Annotated in this window: 17 protein-coding genes; 16 read left to right on the forward strand and 1 reads right to left on the reverse strand. The window is 51.1% G+C overall.

Going from position 1 to position 16,056, the window contains the following annotated elements; all coding sequences use genetic code 11:
* Positions 1-78 precede the first annotated feature (78 nt).
* The 7 genes from recG (at position 79) to rnc (ending at position 6,617) form a co-directional block, all read left to right on the forward strand.
* A complete protein-coding gene (gene recG, locus ACTRXH_RS02190; protein ID WP_474280386.1) occupies positions 79-2,124 on the forward strand; it encodes an ATP-dependent DNA helicase RecG in 2,046 nt (681 codons plus the stop codon).
* A 68-nt stretch (positions 2,125-2,192) separates the two neighbouring features.
* A complete protein-coding gene (gene fapR / locus ACTRXH_RS02195; RefSeq protein ID WP_474260440.1) occupies positions 2,193-2,765 on the forward strand; it encodes a transcription factor FapR in 573 nt (190 codons plus the stop codon).
* A 13-nt stretch (positions 2,766-2,778) separates the two neighbouring features.
* Positions 2,779-3,759 (forward strand): phosphate acyltransferase PlsX, encoded by a 981-nt coding sequence (gene plsX, locus ACTRXH_RS02200; RefSeq protein WP_474260442.1) that lies wholly within the window; start codon positions 2,779-2,781, stop codon positions 3,757-3,759.
* Positions 3,760-3,770: 11 nt separating this feature from the next.
* Positions 3,771-4,718 carry an ACP S-malonyltransferase gene (gene fabD / locus ACTRXH_RS02205; RefSeq protein WP_474280388.1) on the forward strand — a complete coding sequence of 316 codons (948 nt, stop codon included), beginning with the start codon at positions 3,771-3,773 and terminating at the stop codon, positions 4,716-4,718.
* On the forward strand, positions 4,715-5,461 hold the full coding sequence (fabG, locus tag ACTRXH_RS02210) for a 3-oxoacyl-[acyl-carrier-protein] reductase (RefSeq protein ID WP_474260446.1): 747 nt from the start codon (positions 4,715-4,717) through the stop codon (positions 5,459-5,461). The genes fabD and fabG overlap by 4 nt, the downstream gene beginning before the upstream one ends.
* 88 nt (positions 5,462-5,549) lie before the next feature.
* Entirely contained in the window at positions 5,550-5,780 is a 231-nt protein-coding gene (gene acpP, locus ACTRXH_RS02215; RefSeq protein ID WP_462865279.1) for an acyl carrier protein, read from the forward strand.
* A 153-nt stretch (positions 5,781-5,933) separates the two neighbouring features.
* Complete coding sequence (rnc, locus tag ACTRXH_RS02220) at positions 5,934-6,617, forward strand: ribonuclease III (protein ID WP_474277703.1); 684 nt, start codon at positions 5,934-5,936, stop codon at positions 6,615-6,617.
* A gap of 52 nt (positions 6,618-6,669) precedes the next feature.
* Here the strand turns inward: rnc and ACTRXH_RS02225 are convergent, their stop codons facing one another.
* Entirely contained in the window at positions 6,670-6,894 is a 225-nt protein-coding gene (locus ACTRXH_RS02225; RefSeq protein ID WP_298784279.1) for a DUF1128 domain-containing protein, read from the reverse strand.
* 235 nt (positions 6,895-7,129) lie between these two features.
* Between ACTRXH_RS02225 and smc the strand changes: the two genes are divergently transcribed.
* From smc to trmD, 9 genes are all read left to right on the forward strand, one after another.
* Positions 7,130-10,693: a chromosome segregation protein SMC gene (gene smc / locus ACTRXH_RS02230; protein WP_474280390.1), complete on the forward strand. Its 3,564-nt coding sequence runs from the start codon at positions 7,130-7,132 to the stop codon at positions 10,691-10,693.
* A 12-nt stretch (positions 10,694-10,705) separates the two neighbouring features.
* Positions 10,706-11,785: a signal recognition particle-docking protein FtsY gene (gene ftsY, locus ACTRXH_RS02235; protein WP_474260451.1), complete on the forward strand. Its 1,080-nt coding sequence runs from the start codon at positions 10,706-10,708 to the stop codon at positions 11,783-11,785.
* Between the two features lie 89 nt (positions 11,786-11,874).
* Entirely contained in the window at positions 11,875-12,222 is a 348-nt protein-coding gene (locus ACTRXH_RS02240) for a putative DNA-binding protein (RefSeq protein WP_474260453.1), read from the forward strand.
* Entirely contained in the window at positions 12,222-13,565 is a 1,344-nt protein-coding gene (ffh, locus tag ACTRXH_RS02245; RefSeq protein ID WP_474260455.1) for a signal recognition particle protein, read from the forward strand. The genes ACTRXH_RS02240 and ffh overlap by 1 nt, the downstream gene beginning before the upstream one ends.
* Before the next feature lie 90 nt (positions 13,566-13,655).
* Entirely contained in the window at positions 13,656-13,928 is a 273-nt protein-coding gene (gene rpsP, locus ACTRXH_RS02250) for a 30S ribosomal protein S16 (protein WP_079476141.1), read from the forward strand.
* A gap of 164 nt (positions 13,929-14,092) precedes the next feature.
* Positions 14,093-14,332 (forward strand): KH domain-containing protein, encoded by a 240-nt coding sequence (locus tag ACTRXH_RS02255; RefSeq protein ID WP_474280392.1) that lies wholly within the window; start codon positions 14,093-14,095, stop codon positions 14,330-14,332.
* A gap of 54 nt (positions 14,333-14,386) precedes the next feature.
* Positions 14,387-14,806 carry a YlqD family protein gene (locus ACTRXH_RS02260; RefSeq protein ID WP_322525241.1) on the forward strand — a complete coding sequence of 140 codons (420 nt, stop codon included), beginning with the start codon at positions 14,387-14,389 and terminating at the stop codon, positions 14,804-14,806.
* A complete protein-coding gene (gene rimM / locus ACTRXH_RS02265) occupies positions 14,793-15,317 on the forward strand; it encodes a ribosome maturation factor RimM (protein WP_474260459.1) in 525 nt (174 codons plus the stop codon). Before ACTRXH_RS02260 ends, rimM begins: the two co-directional genes overlap by 14 nt.
* A complete protein-coding gene (gene trmD, locus ACTRXH_RS02270) occupies positions 15,314-16,012 on the forward strand; it encodes a tRNA (guanosine(37)-N1)-methyltransferase TrmD (protein ID WP_474280394.1) in 699 nt (232 codons plus the stop codon). Before rimM ends, trmD begins: the two co-directional genes overlap by 4 nt.
* The last annotated feature ends 44 nt before the right edge of the window (positions 16,013-16,056 follow it).

The raw sequence follows: 16,056 nt of genomic DNA on the forward strand, positions 1-16,056 counted from the left end.
CGAAAAAGGAAACGTATATAATGAAAGGTGAACAACCGTTCGTATAATACAGCAAAAGCAGGAAGGAAGGGACGGTTTATGAATTCGACGCTTCAATCACCGGTCTCTGACTTAAAAGGTGTAGGAGAAGAAAAACAGCGGGAGCTCGAGCAGCTTGGTATTACAACGATTGACGACCTGCTTCATCATTTCCCTTATCGATATGAAAACCACGAAGTGGTTCCTATAGAAGAATTGAAGCACCAGGAAAAAGTAACGATTACCGGCGAAGTGCAGTCGGAGCCGTCTGTGCGTTTTTTTGGCAAAAAAAAATCCCGGATGACCGTGCGGATATTAATTGATCATTTACTGGTAACGGCGGTGTTTTTTAACCGGGCGTTTTTAAAAAAGCAGATAGAAGTCGGCAGGCAGGTGACTATCACCGGAAAGTGGGACAAGCACCGACTCACCATCTCGGTGCAGGATTTTCGGGCCGGCGCCCCCGACCCGGCAAAGCAGCTTGAGCCAATCTACAGCGTGACCGGGAGTCTGACGGTCAAGCAGATGCAGCGTATTCAGGCTGAAGCCGTAAAACACGTCTCGCAGGTAGTCCCTGAAAACCTGCCGGAAGAAATCCGCGAACGGTACCGCCTGCCGGGAAAACCCGAAACATTTCTGGCGCTTCACCAGCCAGAGAGCCGGGAACAGCTGAAGCACGCAAGAAGGCGCTACGTCTATGAAGAACTGCTGTTTTTTCAGTTGAAGATGCAGATGTTTAAACGAATGGAGCGCCAGTCAGCCTCAGCGGTGCCATTTGTGTATGATGCAGAGGCGACGGCGGATTTTGAAAAGCAGCTGCCGTTTCCGCTCACGAATGCGCAGAAAAGAGTAGTGCGGGAAATCCTTGAGGATATTGAGGCTCCCATCCGGATGAACCGGCTTTTGCAGGGGGATGTGGGCTCCGGAAAAACAGTGGTGGCCTCGATTGCCATGCAGGCCGTATTTACCGGAAACGCCCAGTCGGCTCTGATGGTGCCGACAGAAATTCTTGCCGAGCAGCACTATGAGTCTCTTCAGGAGCTGTTTGCAGGAACAGAGGTGACTGTGGGTCTGCTGACCGGTTCGATGCGTCAGAAGGAAAAGCGGAACGTCTATGAACGCATTACCGACGGCACCATCGATATTATCATCGGCACTCATGCCCTCATCCAGGAGCCGGTGCAGTTTAATAACCTGAAGCTTGTCATCACTGATGAGCAGCACCGGTTTGGGGTCGGTCAGCGCCGGATTCTTAAAGAAAAAGGGGAGGACCCGGACGTATTGTTTATGACTGCCACCCCGATCCCCCGTACGCTTGCTATCAGCGTCTACGGGGATATGGACGTGTCAGTGATTGACGAAATGCCGCCGGGCCGGAAACCGATTGAAACCTACTGGGCGAAGCCGCAGATGCTTGAGCGGGTGCTTCGTTTTGTGCAGAAAGAAATCGATCAGGGGCGGCAGGCCTATGTCATCTGTCCGCTCATTGAAGAGTCAGAAGCGCTCGATGTTCAAAACGCGATTGACGTGCATGCCCAGCTGATGCAGTTCTTCCCGGGATATCAGGTCGGCCTGATGCACGGACGTCTTCCGGCCGAAGAAAAGGAGGACGTCATGCAGCGGTTTGCCAGCCATGAGCTTGATATTCTCGTTTCGACGACGGTCGTAGAGGTCGGTGTGAACGTGCCAAACGCCACGATGATGGTGATTTATGACGCAGAACGCTTTGGCCTTTCCCAGCTGCATCAGCTGCGGGGCCGTGTTGGACGCGGAGAGCACCAGTCCTATTGTGTGCTTTTGGCCGACCCTAAATCCGAAACCGGCCAGGAGCGGATGAATATCATGCAGGAAACCGAGGACGGGTTTGTCCTTTCGGAAAAAGACCTGGAGCTGCGCGGGCCGGGAGATTTTTTTGGAAAAAAGCAGAGCGGACTGCCTGATTTTAAAATTGCGGACGTGGTCCATGACTTTAAAGCGCTCGAGACCGCCCGGGACGATGCGGCGAAATTAATACGAAGCGAGGTGTTCTGGAAGGATGAAAAATACCGGCCCCTCCGTGAATATCTTGAAGAAGCCGGGGCCTTTCAAAAAGATAAACTGGATTAGTGGTTGAAATGAAAGAAATCGGTCTATATACTACTATTAGTACCTACTCATAGAAGTGGATGATTATTATGGCCCGAAAAAATAAAAAGGCAAGGCAGGAAGAACTTCAGACTGTTATTGCCTCTAATCCTTTTATTACCGACGAAGCACTGGCCCGGTCATTTCAGGTGAGCGTCCAGACTGTCCGTCTGGACCGCCTGGAGCTCTCGATCCCGGAGCACCGGGAGAGAATCAAGCACGTTGCTAAAGAAAGGCTTGACGAAGTCAAGGCGCTGCCGCTCGAAGAAGTGATCGGGGAGGTTATTGACCTCCATCTGGACCACGAGGCGATCAGCATGCTTGAAATTACGGAGGATCACGTATTCTCAAGGAACGGCATTGCGCGCGGACATTATCTGTTTGCGCAGGCGAACTCCCTTGCTGTAGCCGTGATCAACGATGAACTGGCGCTTACGATGCGCTCCTCACTTGAATTTAACCGGCAGGTGCTTCTCGGAGAACGAATTATTGCCAAAGCGGTCGTTACAAAAAAGACCGAAAGAAAAACATATGTTACGGTAACAAGCCGCGTGCAGGGGGAAGAAGTGTTTCAGGGCGAATTCGTCATGTACCGTTCCCACGCTGCTTCGGTGAGCGAATAAGGAGACTAAAAAAATGAGAATTGTAGTCGATGCGATGGGCGGCGATCATTCTCCTAAAGCCCAGGTGGCTGGAGCAATGGCTGCTGTTCAAGCTTTTAAAGATATCGAGATTACACTGGTGGGTTCTGAGCCTCAAATAAAAAAACATTTATCCAAAACAGAACGTATTGATATTTTGCATACCGATGAAGTGATTGATGGGGACGAGTCCCCGACCAAAGCCATCCGTCGCAAAAAGCAGTCCTCGATGGTTCTTTCCGTACAGGAAGTGAAAGAGGGCCGGGCAGCAGCAGGTATTTCTTGCGGCAATACCGGGGCTTTTATGACGGCTGGGCTCCTGCATATTGGGAGAATACACGGCGTGGAGCGGCCGGCACTTGCTCCGACACTCCCGACGGTGGACGGCACAGGCTTTCTGCTGCTTGATGCCGGAGCGAATATGGATGCAAAAGCGAATCACCTGTACCAGCATGCGATTTTAGGCAGTACATATATGCAGCTGGTACGGGGCATTGAAAACCCTCGGGTCGGACTTGTTAATATTGGCACAGAAAAGGGCAAGGGCAATAATTTAATGAAAGAGACGTATGAATTGCTCGAGCATGCTCCCGTGAATTTCGTCGGAAACGTGGAATCAAGGGATCTGCTCGATGGTGTCTGTGACGTAGCGGTCTGCGACGGCTTCTCCGGAAACCTCGTGTTAAAATCCATCGAAGGCACTGCATCCACTCTGTTTTCGCTTCTGAAAAAAGAATTTATGGCAAGTCTGCGGACAAAGCTGGCTGCTGCCATGATGAAAACAGGCCTGACGCATCTACGTGAGAAAATGAATTACTCCAATCACGGCGGCGCTACGCTTGTGGGCCTGCAGGCGCCGCTGATTAAATGTCACGGGTCATCCGACCATATTTCCGTCTATCATTCGATCCGCCAGGCCCGGCAGATGGCCCAGGAAAACGTGACACACCTTATGCAGAAGCACTTAGAAGAGTAGGAGGCATTACAATGGGAAAAACGGCTTTTATCTTTCCCGGTCAGGGATCCCAGTTTGTTGGAATGGGAAAAGAATTATATGACAACGCTCCGACGGCCCGTACCGTCTTTCAGGAAGCAGATGAAGCGCTTGGATACAGCCTGACCGATATTATGTTTAACGGCCCGGAAGAAACATTAACCCAGACAGAATACACGCAGCCGGCACTGCTTACGATGAGCTCCGCCCTTCATGCGCTTGTGGAGGAAAAGGGCGTGCAGGCCGATTACACCGCCGGCCACAGCCTCGGAGAGTATTCGGCGCTGGTGGCAAATGGCGCGCTCAAATTCGCAGACGCCGCTGCTGTTGTGGCCAAACGGGGAAAATGGATGGCTGAAGCGGACCCCGAGGGTAAAGGAACGATGGCCGCAGTTATGGGCATGGAGCGTGAAGATCTGCAGGAGCTTGTGGATGAAGCGACAGAAGCCGCTGATAAAGTACAGCTGGCCAACCTGAACGCCCCCGGACAGATTGTTATCTCCGGAAGCCGGGAAGGCGTGCGCTATGTGGAGGAGCACGCTCCGGACCGCGGGGCGAAGAAAGTGGTGCCGCTGCAGGTGAGCGGTCCTTTTCATTCCTCGTTTATGAAGCCGGCGGAGGAAAAGCTGGCGGATGCTCTGCAAAACGTTGAGATCCGCGGGCCGCGCCGCCCGCTCATAGCGAATGTGGATGCCAAGGAAACCTCGGACCCATCCGCCATCCGTCAGCAGCTGATTGCGCAGGTAACCTCCCCGGTTCACTGGGAAGATTCGGTGCGCCGCCTGATTGACCTTGGTGTAACGGAACTTGTAGAAATTGGTCCTGGCAGCGTCCTGAGTGGAATGATCCGGAGGATTCAGCGCCGCGGCCTGGATGTACATGCAGTACAGGACGAAGCATCGCTGGATAAATGGCTTGAAAAAAGGAGTGCATCGTCATGAATTTCGAAGGACAAAGCGTGCTTGTAACCGGGGCGTCAAGAGGTATCGGCAAAGCCATCGCCCTTGGCTTTGCCGCTCAGGGAGCGAACGTTGCGATCAACTACGCCGGCAGCAGGGAAAAAGCCGAGGAAACCGCTTCGGAGTGCAAAGAGCACGGCGTAAAGACGCTTGTGATCCAGGCGGATGTATCGAATGAATCGGATGTCAAAGAAATGCTCAAGCAGGTGACAGAGGAATTCGGCGGTATTGACGTGCTTGTAAATAACGCCGGTATCACGAAGGATAACCTGTTAATGCGCATGAAAGAAGACGAATGGGATGACGTCATTGATACAAATTTAAAAAGTGTGTTTTTAACATCCCGGGCAGCGGCCCGTCCGATGATGAAAAAACGGGGCGGAACGATCATCAATATGGCTTCTGTCGTAGGAACGACCGGCAACCCCGGACAGGCGAACTATACGGCATCAAAAGCAGGAGTAGTCGGGCTCACGAAAACGCTCGCCCGTGAGCTTGCTTCGAGAAATATCCGGGTGAACGCTGTCGCACCAGGGTTTATCTCCACGGAAATGACCGACGAGCTCGAAGAAGACACGAAGGAGCAGATGATGCAGCAGATTCCGCTTCAAAAGCTCGGGGAGACGGAAGACGTGGCCAATACGGTGTTGTTTCTCGCTTCAGACAGCGCCAAATATATGACCGGGCAGACGCTGCATGTTGACGGCGGCATGGTAATGCCATAAAATATCGGTGACACAGCGGTTTCATTCGCGCTCAGAAGTGGAAAGAATGGAATGAAGCCGAAACGATTCTTTAAAGGAGGTGAAAGGAATGGCAGAAACACTCGAACGTGTGAAAAAAATCGTTGCAGACCACCTCGGGGTGGATGAGGCGAACGTCAATAAAGACGCGACCTTTAAGGAAGATCTCGGCGCGGATTCTCTGGATGTAGTAGAATTAGTCATGGAACTGGAAGATGAATTTGATCTGGAAATTTCTGATGAAGAAGCAGAAAAAATTCAAACAGTCGGTGATGTAATCAATTACATAGAGAAGCAGTAGTAGAAAGCAAGCCCACGTCCTGTGTAAGCGGGCTGGGCTTTTCTATGTAATACCCGACATTATTTTAAGGGAGGTTCATTTTTGCCAAAACCTACATCGTCCAAAAGCCAGTCCAGGGAGAAAGCAGTATTTACAGCCAGACAGCATGAACTTATGCAGTCCATTCTCCGCGAGCTGCAGGTTTCATTTGCAGACGAGCAGCTGCTGCGCCAGGCTTTCACGCACTCTTCCTATGTAAATGAACATCGCATGAAGCACGTAAGGGATAACGAACGTTTGGAATTTCTCGGCGATGCTGTATTGGAGCTGGCGGTTTCCAATCATTTGTTCCGCGAATTTCCTTCCATGACGGAAGGCGATATGACAAAACTCCGCGCCGCAATGGTATGTGAAGCTTCGCTAGCTAGCTTGGCCGAGGAATTGCAATTTGGAAATGTGGTCCTTATGGGGAAAGGCGAAGAAATGACGGGCGGCCGGACCCGGCCGGCGCTGCTCGCAGACGTATTCGAATCGTTCGTCGGAGCAATGTATCTTGATCAGGGACTTTCAAACGTCGAGCAGTTTTTGGAGCGCTTCGTCTTTCCGAAGCTCGACGAAGGGGCGTTTTCCGTGACAGCCGATTACAAAAGCCAGCTGCAGGAATTCGTCCAGAAGGAAAACCTGGGCGTGATTTCCTATGAAATCACCGATGAGCAGGGGCCGGCCCATAACAGGGAATTTCATTCGGCGGTCTCCTTAAACGACGCGCGCGCCGGTGCCGGCCGCGGACGGTCAAAAAAAGAAGCGGAGCAGCGGGCAGCCCAGGCTACCCTTGAACAGCTGCAGCGCCGTGAATAAACGAAATTAAAAAAACAACCGCCAAACGCTGGCGGTTGTTTAAATGTGCGGATCAGCCTTTGCGCAGATGGCCGAGCTCGGAAACGATGGCCTGCATCTCGCTGACGCTGATATTATTTTTGGAATCCACCATGTCGTAGATTTCTTTAATCTCATGGTATTGATCGACGTCATAATGCTCCGGCTGCATTACAGAAACATTGACGATCTGTAATTTTTTCTGCAGTTCGGTAATCATGTAATCCAGGTTATCACGGCTTGCTTGTTCTAAACTCATGCGAATTTCTTCTCCTCCACTCCGTCCAGTTTAAAAACCCGTGGTTCATCTCTTTAAAAAGCTTCCACGGTGTTTTAATGACAACGTTAATATTATTGTAGTGGTTTTTCCCGCGTTTGACAAAGGGGGATTTAGGTCGAGTTCTGCCGGCGTGCGTGTTGTGATAAAATATAAACAGCAGAGGACAGCGCCCGGCGCTATCAGTACATACTATAAAATAAGAGGGGGCATACCTTTGTTCCTGAAACGAATAGAAATTAAAGGGTTTAAATCGTTTGCCGACCGTTTACATATTGATTTTAACCCCGGCATTACGACCGTCGTCGGCCCGAACGGCAGCGGCAAAAGTAATATTTCCGACAGCATCCGGTGGGTACTCGGGGAACAGTCGGCCCGGTCGCTGCGCGGCGCCCGCATGGAAGACGTGATATTTTCCGGAAGCGATACCCGGCGTGGGCTGAATATTGCGGAAGTTACGCTCGTGCTTGATAATGAAGACGGAAGCCTTCCATATGAATATAGTGAAATAAGCGTGACACGCCGTTTGTACCGCTCCGGAGAAAGCGAGTATCTGCTGAACCGGACAAAATGCCGCCGCAAAGATATTATTGATCTGTTTATGGATTCCGGCATGGGAAAAGAATCTTTTTCGATTATTGGCCAGGGCCGGGTCGAAGAGGTGTTAAACAGCCGGCCGGAAGAGCGGCGGGCGATGTTTGAAGAAGCTTCCGGGGTATTGAAATACAAGCAGCGCAAGCAGGAAGCTGAAAGAAAATTTGAATCAACAGAGGCGAACCTGCACCGGGTAAAAGACATTCTGCATGAATTGAATGAGCAGATGGAGCCGCTGCAGATACAGGCATCCGAAGCGAAGGACTACCTCGCCAAGCGTGAAGAGCTTGAAGCGCTGGAATCCGCTCTGCTCGTGCATGAAATTGAAGAACTGCATACCGACTGGAAAGCAGCCCAGGAGCAGGAGAAAAAAGAAGAGCAGCACAACAGACGCTGGAAGCAGAAAAAAGAACACACGGAAGCGGCCGCCCGCAAAGCCCGGGCTTTCGAAGCGCTGCTTGCCCGGTTCCACCAGCAGGTGCAGAACGGCTATGTGGAAGCGGCCAGAAATCTCGAAAAACGTGAAGGGGACCGTAACCTTTCAAATGAACAGGGAAAACATGCAGCCGAAAAGCTAGAAGCAGAAAAAAAAGCACTCGAGGAAGACGAGGCAAAGCTGAGCAGCGTAACAAACGCTTACCGGGAGCAAAAAGAACGGTATGAAAAAGAAAATGAAGCTCTCACGAGCGGGATGAATGAACTGCGTTCGGTTCAAAAGCAGCTGCGCTCCTACCAGGAAATGAACGGAAAAGACCTTGAAGAAGAAAAAAGCGAATACATTGAAAAACTCAATGAACAGGCGTCTGTAGGAAACGAAACCCGATACGTGACAGACCAGAAAGCTTCTCTCGAGCGGCGTATGAGAGCATTGAAAGAGGATAATCAATCGTTTCTTGAAGAGCGCGGGAATTCCGCGCAGCTCGTTAAGGAGCAGAAAAAAGAAGAGGAAGCGCTCTCCCGCCAAACGGAAAACGCGCGCTCGGAAGCTGAAGCAGCCACCAGAGAAGAAGAGCGCCTGGAAGAAAAATTAAAAGAGCAGGAAGACAAACTGTATAAAGCGTACCGGTACGTTGACGAAAAAAAATCAAAAATCCGTATGCTTGAAGAAATGCAGGAGGAGTATGCCGGCTATTACCAGGGGGCCAAAGAAATTTTAAAGGCCCGGGAACAAAAGCTTTCAGGCATTATCGGCTCGGTGGCTGAGCTGATGGATGTACCGGGAGAATATGTGGAGGCGATGGAAACGGCGCTTGGCGCTTCCCTCCAGCATATTGTGACGCAGACCGAAAAAGACGCACGCGAGGCAATTGCGTATTTGCGAAAGCATCAGAAGGGGCGGGCGACGCTGCTCCCCTCCGAAACGGTGCGTCCGAGACGGGCCGATCGGTCCAGCTATGAAAAAGCACAGACGTTTACCGGTTTTGTCGGCACGGCCGGAGAGCTTGTGCATGTCCGCCAGGGATATGAGCATGTCCGTGACCAGCTGCTTGGCCATATTTTTGTAGTGGACCAGCTGGAAACGGCTAACCGCCTGGCGGCAGCGTGCAGCTATAAAATCCGCATCGTCACTCTTGAAGGAGATGTCGTAAACCCCGGGGGCTCGATGAGCGGAGGAAAAACGCAGAACCAGAAGGGCACGCTTCTCGAAAAACAGCGTGAGCTTCGCGAGTTAAGAAATAATTTATCGGAAATAGAAGAAAAGACTGCAGCCTGGGAGAAAACAGTTGATCAGACGAAGCAGGCTGTAAAAAAGCAGAAAGCGGCTGCGAGCGATAAGCAGCAGAGAGCCCGGGAGTATACCGGGCAGCTTGAGGAGAAAAAGGAAGCACGCCGTAAAAGCGAGCAGGAGCACGACCGCCTTGATTCCCGTCTCGGCATGTTTGACCGGGAATATTCCTCGCTTGAGGAAGAGAAAGAACGTCTTGATGAGCGTCTGCAGGTGCTTGAAGAAAACCGGACAAGAGTCGAAAAAGCCATTACAGAGCTGAAAGCATCGATCGACGCGCTCGAACAGGAGTACTCCAGGCGGGACGAGGAAGAAGCGTTGCTCCGGGAGCAGGAGACAGAAAGAAAAGTGCAGACGGCAGCTCTCCGGGAAAATGTCTCTGCCCAGCATAAAGAAAAAGAACGGCTGCACAGGGAAAAAGAAGAACTTGAACAGGTCGTCTCCGCGCGTAAAGAGCGGGCAGCTGCCTGGGAAGAGCATTTAAATAACGACCATAGCAGCCAGGACTGGGATGAGTTGGTCGAAGAAGCGAAAGCTGCTAAGGAAAAGATTGAGCGGCTGCAGGAGCAGCTGAATGAACAAAAGAATCGTGCAGCCCGTGCTGCAGAACAAATCGAAGCAACAGCCTCAGTTCAGAATGACCGCTTTCAGGAAAGCCGGGACCGTCTTCATGAAACAACGGTGCGCATGAACCGTCTCGATGTGACGCTCGAAAATAAAATCACCTACCTGCAGTCAGAATATGAATTATCGTTTGAACGGGCGAAACAGAAGCATACGCTGTCCGTAAGCCCGGAGCAGGCAAAAGACGAAGTGCACCTGCTTCAGCTTGGCATCGAAGAGCTCGGAACTGTGAATCTCGGGGCGATTGAAGAATGCGAACGGGTCACGGAGCGTCACCGCTTTTTAAGCAGCCAGCAGGAGGATCTGATGGAGGCAAGACAGTCGCTGCAGGATGTGATCGATGAAATGGACACAGAAGTGACGGAGCGTTTTGCCGCTACGTATCATGCGATCCGCGAAGAATTTCAGCACGTCTTTGCGAAGCTGTTTGGCGGCGGGGAAGCGGATCTGGTGCTTACGGATCCGGAGAATCTGCTTCATACGGGAGTGGATATTTCCGCCCGGCCGCCCGGTAAAAAAAGGCAGCACCTGTCTCTTCTATCCGGTGGGGAGAAGGCGCTGACAGCCATCGCGCTTCTGTTTGCCATTATCAAAGTAAAACCGGCTCCGTTCTGCGTACTGGACGAAGTGGAAGCCGCTCTTGATGAAGCGAACCTCGTACGCTTTGCGAAATACCTGCGCTCGTTCAGTGAAACGACTCAGTTTATTGTGATCAGCCACCGCAAGGCTACCATGGAGGAAGCCGACGTACTTTATGGAATTACAATGGAAGAATCAGGCGTATCAAAAATGGTATCTGTCCGCCTGGAAGAAGCGGATGAACTACTGGAAGTGTAAGGAGTGAAAAGCATGAGTCTTTTTCAACGATTAAAAAAACGAATGGCCGGCGAAGCGGCGGAAGAAGAAGCCAGGGAAGAAGCGAAGCAGGAAGCACAGGAATCAGGTAAAGAAGAACCCGAAGAAGAACGGCGTGTTTCGCTTTCGAGCCGTTTCCGTGAAGGGCTGGCAAAAACAAGATCTTCTTTTTCCGAAGCGATGAATGAACTGTTTGCCCAGTACCGCGAAGTAAATGAAGATTTCTTTGAAGAACTCGAAGAAATTTTGATCAGCTCAGATGTCGGTGTGGAAACTGTGATGGAAATTATCGACGAGCTGCGAAACGAATCGCTCCTGAAAAATATCCGGACGACGGAAAAGCTCACTCCGCTGATTACGGAAAAAATGGCGGAAAAGCTGGACCGCACCGGAGAAGATTCCAAGCTGAACATGAATCCGGACGGAATGACTGTCATGCTTTTTGTCGGCGTGAACGGCGTCGGGAAAACGACAACGATCGGGAAAATGGCCCATCAAATGAAAGCAGAAGGAAAAAAAGTTGTTCTCGCAGCCGGGGACACGTTTCGTGCCGGGGCAATTGAGCAGCTCGAGGGCTGGGGAGAGCGTGCCGGAGTGGACGTTATCAAGCAGCAGGCCGGAAGTGACCCGGCGGCGGTCATTTACGATGCGATCAAGTCAGCCAAATCGAGACAGGCAGATGTGCTTCTCTGCGATACAGCAGGCCGTCTGCAAAACAAGGTCAATCTAATGAATGAGCTTGCGAAAGTAAAGCGTGTCATTACGCGGGAAATTCCCGAGGCACCTCACGAAGTGCTTCTCGTTCTGGACGCTACCACCGGCCAGAATGCCATGAGTCAGGCAAAAACCTTCCGGGAGGCAACGGAGGTTTCCGGCATCATCTTAACGAAGCTTGACGGGACCGCGAAGGGCGGTATTGTAATGGCGATCCGCAACGAATTGAACATTCCGGTAAAAATGGTCGGGCTCGGGGAAAAGCTGGATGATCTGCAGCCATTCGAAGCGGAGGATTTCGTTTACGGGCTGTTTAAGGATATGATTGAACAGACGCCGGCCGATGCAGAGGAGCGGTAGCATCCGGTTATGCAATTTCTTGACAAGAACCGCTGTGGTTCGTAAGATGAACTGTAAAGTAATTGCACTTAACGCCAGAGGTGGTATGCATGCTCGAAAAAACAGTTCGGATGAATTCACTGTTTGATTTTTACCAGCCGCTGCTGACAAACAAGCAGCGGCTCTATTTGGAAAGGTATTATTTAGACGACTTTTCGCTGGGTGAAATTTCGGAGGAATTTAACGTCAGCCGTCAGGCGGTGTACGACAATATCCGGCGCACCGAGACGATGCTTGAGGAATATGAAGAAAAACTTGGATTATATAAAAAATACCAGAAGCGCCTGGCGCTGTACGAGCAGTTAAAGGCGCTGGCTCCGGACGATTTCCCGGAAAAAACGCAGCTGCTTGAAGCGGTAGAGACGCTGGAAAATTTAGAAGAGGAAGGGGTTTCGTAATGGCATTTGAAGGATTAGGCGAACGTCTGCAGTCCACGTTTGACCATATGAAGAGCCGTGGGAAAGTTACGGATGAAGACGTTAAAGCAATGATGCGCGAAGTACGGCTCGCGCTGCTTGAAGCAGACGTCAACTACAAAGTCGTAAAGCAGTTCGTCAACAGCGTAAAAGATCGTGCGACCGGCCAGGAAGTGATGAAAAGCTTAACGCCCGGCCAGCAGGTGGTCAAGGTGGTCAGCGAAGAGCTGACCCAGCTGATGGGCGGCGAACAGGCGGAAATTGCAAAAGCGGCTAAAGGGCCGACGGTAGTAATGATGGTCGGGCTGCAGGGCGCCGGGAAAACGACGACATCCGCAAAAATTGCGAATTATTTGCGGAAAAACAAAAACCGCCAGCCTCTGATGGCGGCAGCGGACGTCTACCGTCCGGCAGCGATTGATCAGCTCGAGACGCTGGGCCGGCAGCTGAACATGCCCGTCTTCTCTCTCGGAACCGAAGCAGACCCGGTTGATATTGCCAAACAGTCGCTCGCAAAAGCTAAAGAAGAGCATTACGATTATCTGTTTATTGATACAGCCGGCCGTCTGCACGTGGATGATTCTTTGATGGACGAGCTGCAGCGTATGAAAGAAGCAGTCAATCCGGATGAAATCATGCTCGTGGTGGACTCGATGACCGGGCAGGACGCTGTCAACGTGGCAGAAAGCTTTAATGAACAGCTCGGCATTACCGGCGTGACGCTGACGAAGCTTGATGGGGACACCCGCGGCGGGGCAGCGCTGTCGGTTAAATCGGTGACGGATAAACCGATCAAATTCGCCGGTACCGGAGAGAAAATTGACGCCATTGAACCGTTTCACCCGGAACGGATGGCTTCAAGAATTCTCGGCATGGGCGATATGCTCTCCCTGATTGAAAAAGCACAAACCAATGTGGATGAAGACAAAGCCAAAGAGCTTGAAAAGAAAATGCGGTCGCAGGATCTCACGTTCGACGACTTTCTCGAACAGCTCGGCCAGGTGCGTAACATGGGATCGATGGAAGATATTATGAGCATGATCCCTGGCGCCGGCAAAATGAAAGGCCTTAAAAATGTCCAGATGGATGACAATCAGATTACACGGGTGGAGGCAATCGTTCGTTCCATGACCAGAGAGGAACGCCAGCATCCATCTTTGATGAACGCAAGCCGTAAGCGCCGGATTGCCAAAGGAAGCGGCACGACGATCCAGGACGTAAACCGTCTGCTCAAGCAGTTTGAGGACATGAAAAAAATGATGAAGCAGATGACTTCGCAGCAAAAGGGCAAGAAAAAAGGCAATTTCTCGATGCCATTCATGTAAAATTTTTATATGGCAAGGAAAAACACTTTACAGCACGTAAAGAAGCTATTATAATAAGCAAATGTGAGAAAAAAATGGAGGTGTTTGCATATGGCAACGCGCATCAGATTAAAGCGCATGGGCTCGAACAAGCGTCCTTTCTACCGTTTGGTAGTAGCGGATTCCCGGGCACCACGTGATGGACGTTTTATCGAAGAAATCGGTACGTACAACCCGCTGACTAACCCTGCCGAGTTCCACGTGAACGAAGAGAAGGCTCTTAAGTGGATGCTCGACGGTGCTAAACCATCGGATACTGTTCGTAACCTGTTTTCGCAGGAAGGTCTTATGACCCGTCTGCACAACGAAAAGCACGCAAAGTAATAAGCTAAAAAGATCGTCTGTGCCCGTCATTTCCTTAGGGAATGAAGAGGGCGAGGCGGTCTTTTTTTATGCAGCAGCATGCCTTTATACCCTCTGTCTGCGGAGAAAGACCCGGGGGCCGCTTGTTTGTGATAAAATAATACATATCAGGAAAGGATGAGTGGATGAAATCTTTTGCCTACATAATATTGGAGCGGATCGTGGATTATCCGGATGATATAAATATGACGGAATCGGAAGAGAACGGACGGGTGCTTATTGAAGTGAGGGTTCATCCGGAGGACGCGGGAAAAGTAATCGGCAGGCAGGGCAAAACGATTCAGGCGGTGAGAACGCTCCTGCAGGCGAAAGCCTCGACTGAAGGAAAAAACGTCCGTCTTACCCTGTTGAACGATCAAAAATAGCTCCCTGTTTAGCTGCCGCTTCGGGGCCCTTGAAGAGGTGATAAAGTGCGTGTAATGAAAAAAATGAACGTTCACCATATTCTGACGGAAACATTGAAAGAGGAGCTGCAGGAAAAATACGAGCAGCAGAAATCCCGGCTGCTGGAGGAAACGGAGCAGCTTCGTTTTCAAAAGCAGAAGCAGAACAAGGAACGGGAGACCGAGAACGGCCGCTGGTCGGCCATGGATAAATTCAACAAGGAAATTGAAAAACGAAAGGAAGAGCTGCAGCAGCTCTATTTTTTGCAGAACCAGCTCGAGCATCTTCCGATCGGCTCGGAGCTTTCATTTGGCACGACGGAAGTGATGTTTGATATCGAGGTGGGGAGCGCGTGGCATGAAGGCGAGCACTGGGGGACCATTGTAGTGGAAGAGGGCATTGTAAAAGAAATCAGATCAAAACATAAAGCGAGTGACGAAGATGGAATGGTTTAATATAGGCACGATTGTAAATACGCACGGCGTACGTGGGGAAGTCAGGGTAAAATCCGTCAGCGACTTTGAGGAGGAGCGTTTTCAGCCCGGGCAGGAGGTATACGTGGAGAAGCCGGAGGCAGAAGCAGGCCATGAACCGCTGGTCATTAAAAGCTCCCGTCCGCATAAGCAGTTTATTCTGCTCACATTCGAAGGATTTCATTCGATTGATGATGTGGACTGGATGAAAAATGCGGCGCTTTTTGTACCGGAAACGGCGCTTGCCCCGCTTGAAGAAACGGAATATTATTTTCATGAAATCATCGATGCAGACGTCTATACGGAAGAAGGCACCCGCCTCGGTTATGTGAAAGAAATCCTGACCCCGGGAGCCAATGACGTGTGGGTGGTGGAGCCGGCAGAAGGGCGGCAGGACATTCTGCTTCCTTATATTGAAGAAGTCGTCCGGCATGTGGACGTTGCCGAAAAACGTATTACCGTAAGGGTAATGAAGGGAATGCTGCCGGAATGAGAATGGATTTTTTAACCTTGTTTCCGGGTATGTTTGAAAGTGTGTTCGGCCACTCCATTCTTGCCCGTGCCGCTGAGAGAGGGCACGTCTCCTTTCACACCCATGACATAAGGAACTATACAGACGACAAGCATAACAAGGTGGATGATTACCCGTACGGCGGGGGTGCCGGTCTCGTATTGAAGCCGCAGCCGGTATTTGACGCTGCTGCCCAGGTCAAAAGCGCAGGTGATGCTCCGCCGGACCGGGTTATTCTTCTCTGTCCGCAGGGAAAGCCGTTTAAGCAGGAGGACGCCCGGGAGCTTGCCGGCGAAGACCGGCTGATGTTTATATGCGGTCATTATGAAGGCTATGACGAACGGATCCGCGAGCATTTAATTACGGATGAATACTCGATCGGCGATTTTGTGCTGACCGGCGGTGAACTAGGCGCGATGGTTATGGCAGACAGCATTACGCGCCTTTTGCCCGGAGTACTCGGAAATGAGCAGTCCGCCCACACGGACTCGTTTGAGGATGGGCTGCTGGAGTATCCGCAGTATACCCGTCCGGCGGACTTCCGCGGCATGGCGGTGCCGGACATTCTGCTGTCCGGCGACCACGGAAAAATCGCTGAATGGCGGCAAAGCCAGGCAATAAAGAGAACAAAAGAACGCCGGCCGGATCTTTGGGAAAAATATACCGATCAGACGTAAATCCGGCGGTTGATTCCACCCGTGGAATGTGCTATGATTCATTT

Source organism: Marinococcus sp. LNHM5E3-2.1 (genome assembly GCF_056034365.1).

What these genes read in the sequence shown, in the direction of transcription:
- ACTRXH_RS02240 (WP_474260453.1), top strand. Translation starts at nt 11,875, where the DNA reads ATGCTCGAAAAAACAGTTCGGATGAATTCACTGTTTGATTTTTACCAG.
- fapR (WP_474260440.1), top strand. Translation starts at nt 2,193, where the DNA reads ATGGCCCGAAAAAATAAAAAGGCAAGGCAGGAAGAACTTCAGACTGTT.
- plsX (WP_474260442.1), top strand. Translation starts at nt 2,779, where the DNA reads ATGAGAATTGTAGTCGATGCGATGGGCGGCGATCATTCTCCTAAAGCC.
- ACTRXH_RS02255 (WP_474280392.1), top strand. Translation starts at nt 14,093, where the DNA reads ATGAAATCTTTTGCCTACATAATATTGGAGCGGATCGTGGATTATCCG.
- acpP (WP_462865279.1), top strand. Translation starts at nt 5,550, where the DNA reads ATGGCAGAAACACTCGAACGTGTGAAAAAAATCGTTGCAGACCACCTC.
- ACTRXH_RS02260 (WP_322525241.1), top strand. Translation starts at nt 14,387, where the DNA reads ATGAAAAAAATGAACGTTCACCATATTCTGACGGAAACATTGAAAGAG.
- recG (WP_474280386.1), top strand. Translation starts at nt 79, where the DNA reads ATGAATTCGACGCTTCAATCACCGGTCTCTGACTTAAAAGGTGTAGGA.
- rpsP (WP_079476141.1), top strand. Translation starts at nt 13,656, where the DNA reads ATGGCAACGCGCATCAGATTAAAGCGCATGGGCTCGAACAAGCGTCCT.
- ftsY (WP_474260451.1), top strand. Translation starts at nt 10,706, where the DNA reads ATGAGTCTTTTTCAACGATTAAAAAAACGAATGGCCGGCGAAGCGGCG.
- fabG (WP_474260446.1), top strand. Translation starts at nt 4,715, where the DNA reads ATGAATTTCGAAGGACAAAGCGTGCTTGTAACCGGGGCGTCAAGAGGT.
- fabD (WP_474280388.1), top strand. Translation starts at nt 3,771, where the DNA reads ATGGGAAAAACGGCTTTTATCTTTCCCGGTCAGGGATCCCAGTTTGTT.
- ACTRXH_RS02225 (WP_298784279.1), bottom strand. Translation starts at nt 6,894, where the DNA reads ATGAGTTTAGAACAAGCAAGCCGTGATAACCTGGATTACATGATTACC.
- rnc (WP_474277703.1), top strand. Translation starts at nt 5,934, where the DNA reads ATGCAGTCCATTCTCCGCGAGCTGCAGGTTTCATTTGCAGACGAGCAG.
- ffh (WP_474260455.1), top strand. Translation starts at nt 12,222, where the DNA reads ATGGCATTTGAAGGATTAGGCGAACGTCTGCAGTCCACGTTTGACCAT.
- rimM (WP_474260459.1), top strand. Translation starts at nt 14,793, where the DNA reads ATGGAATGGTTTAATATAGGCACGATTGTAAATACGCACGGCGTACGT.
- trmD (WP_474280394.1), top strand. Translation starts at nt 15,314, where the DNA reads ATGAGAATGGATTTTTTAACCTTGTTTCCGGGTATGTTTGAAAGTGTG.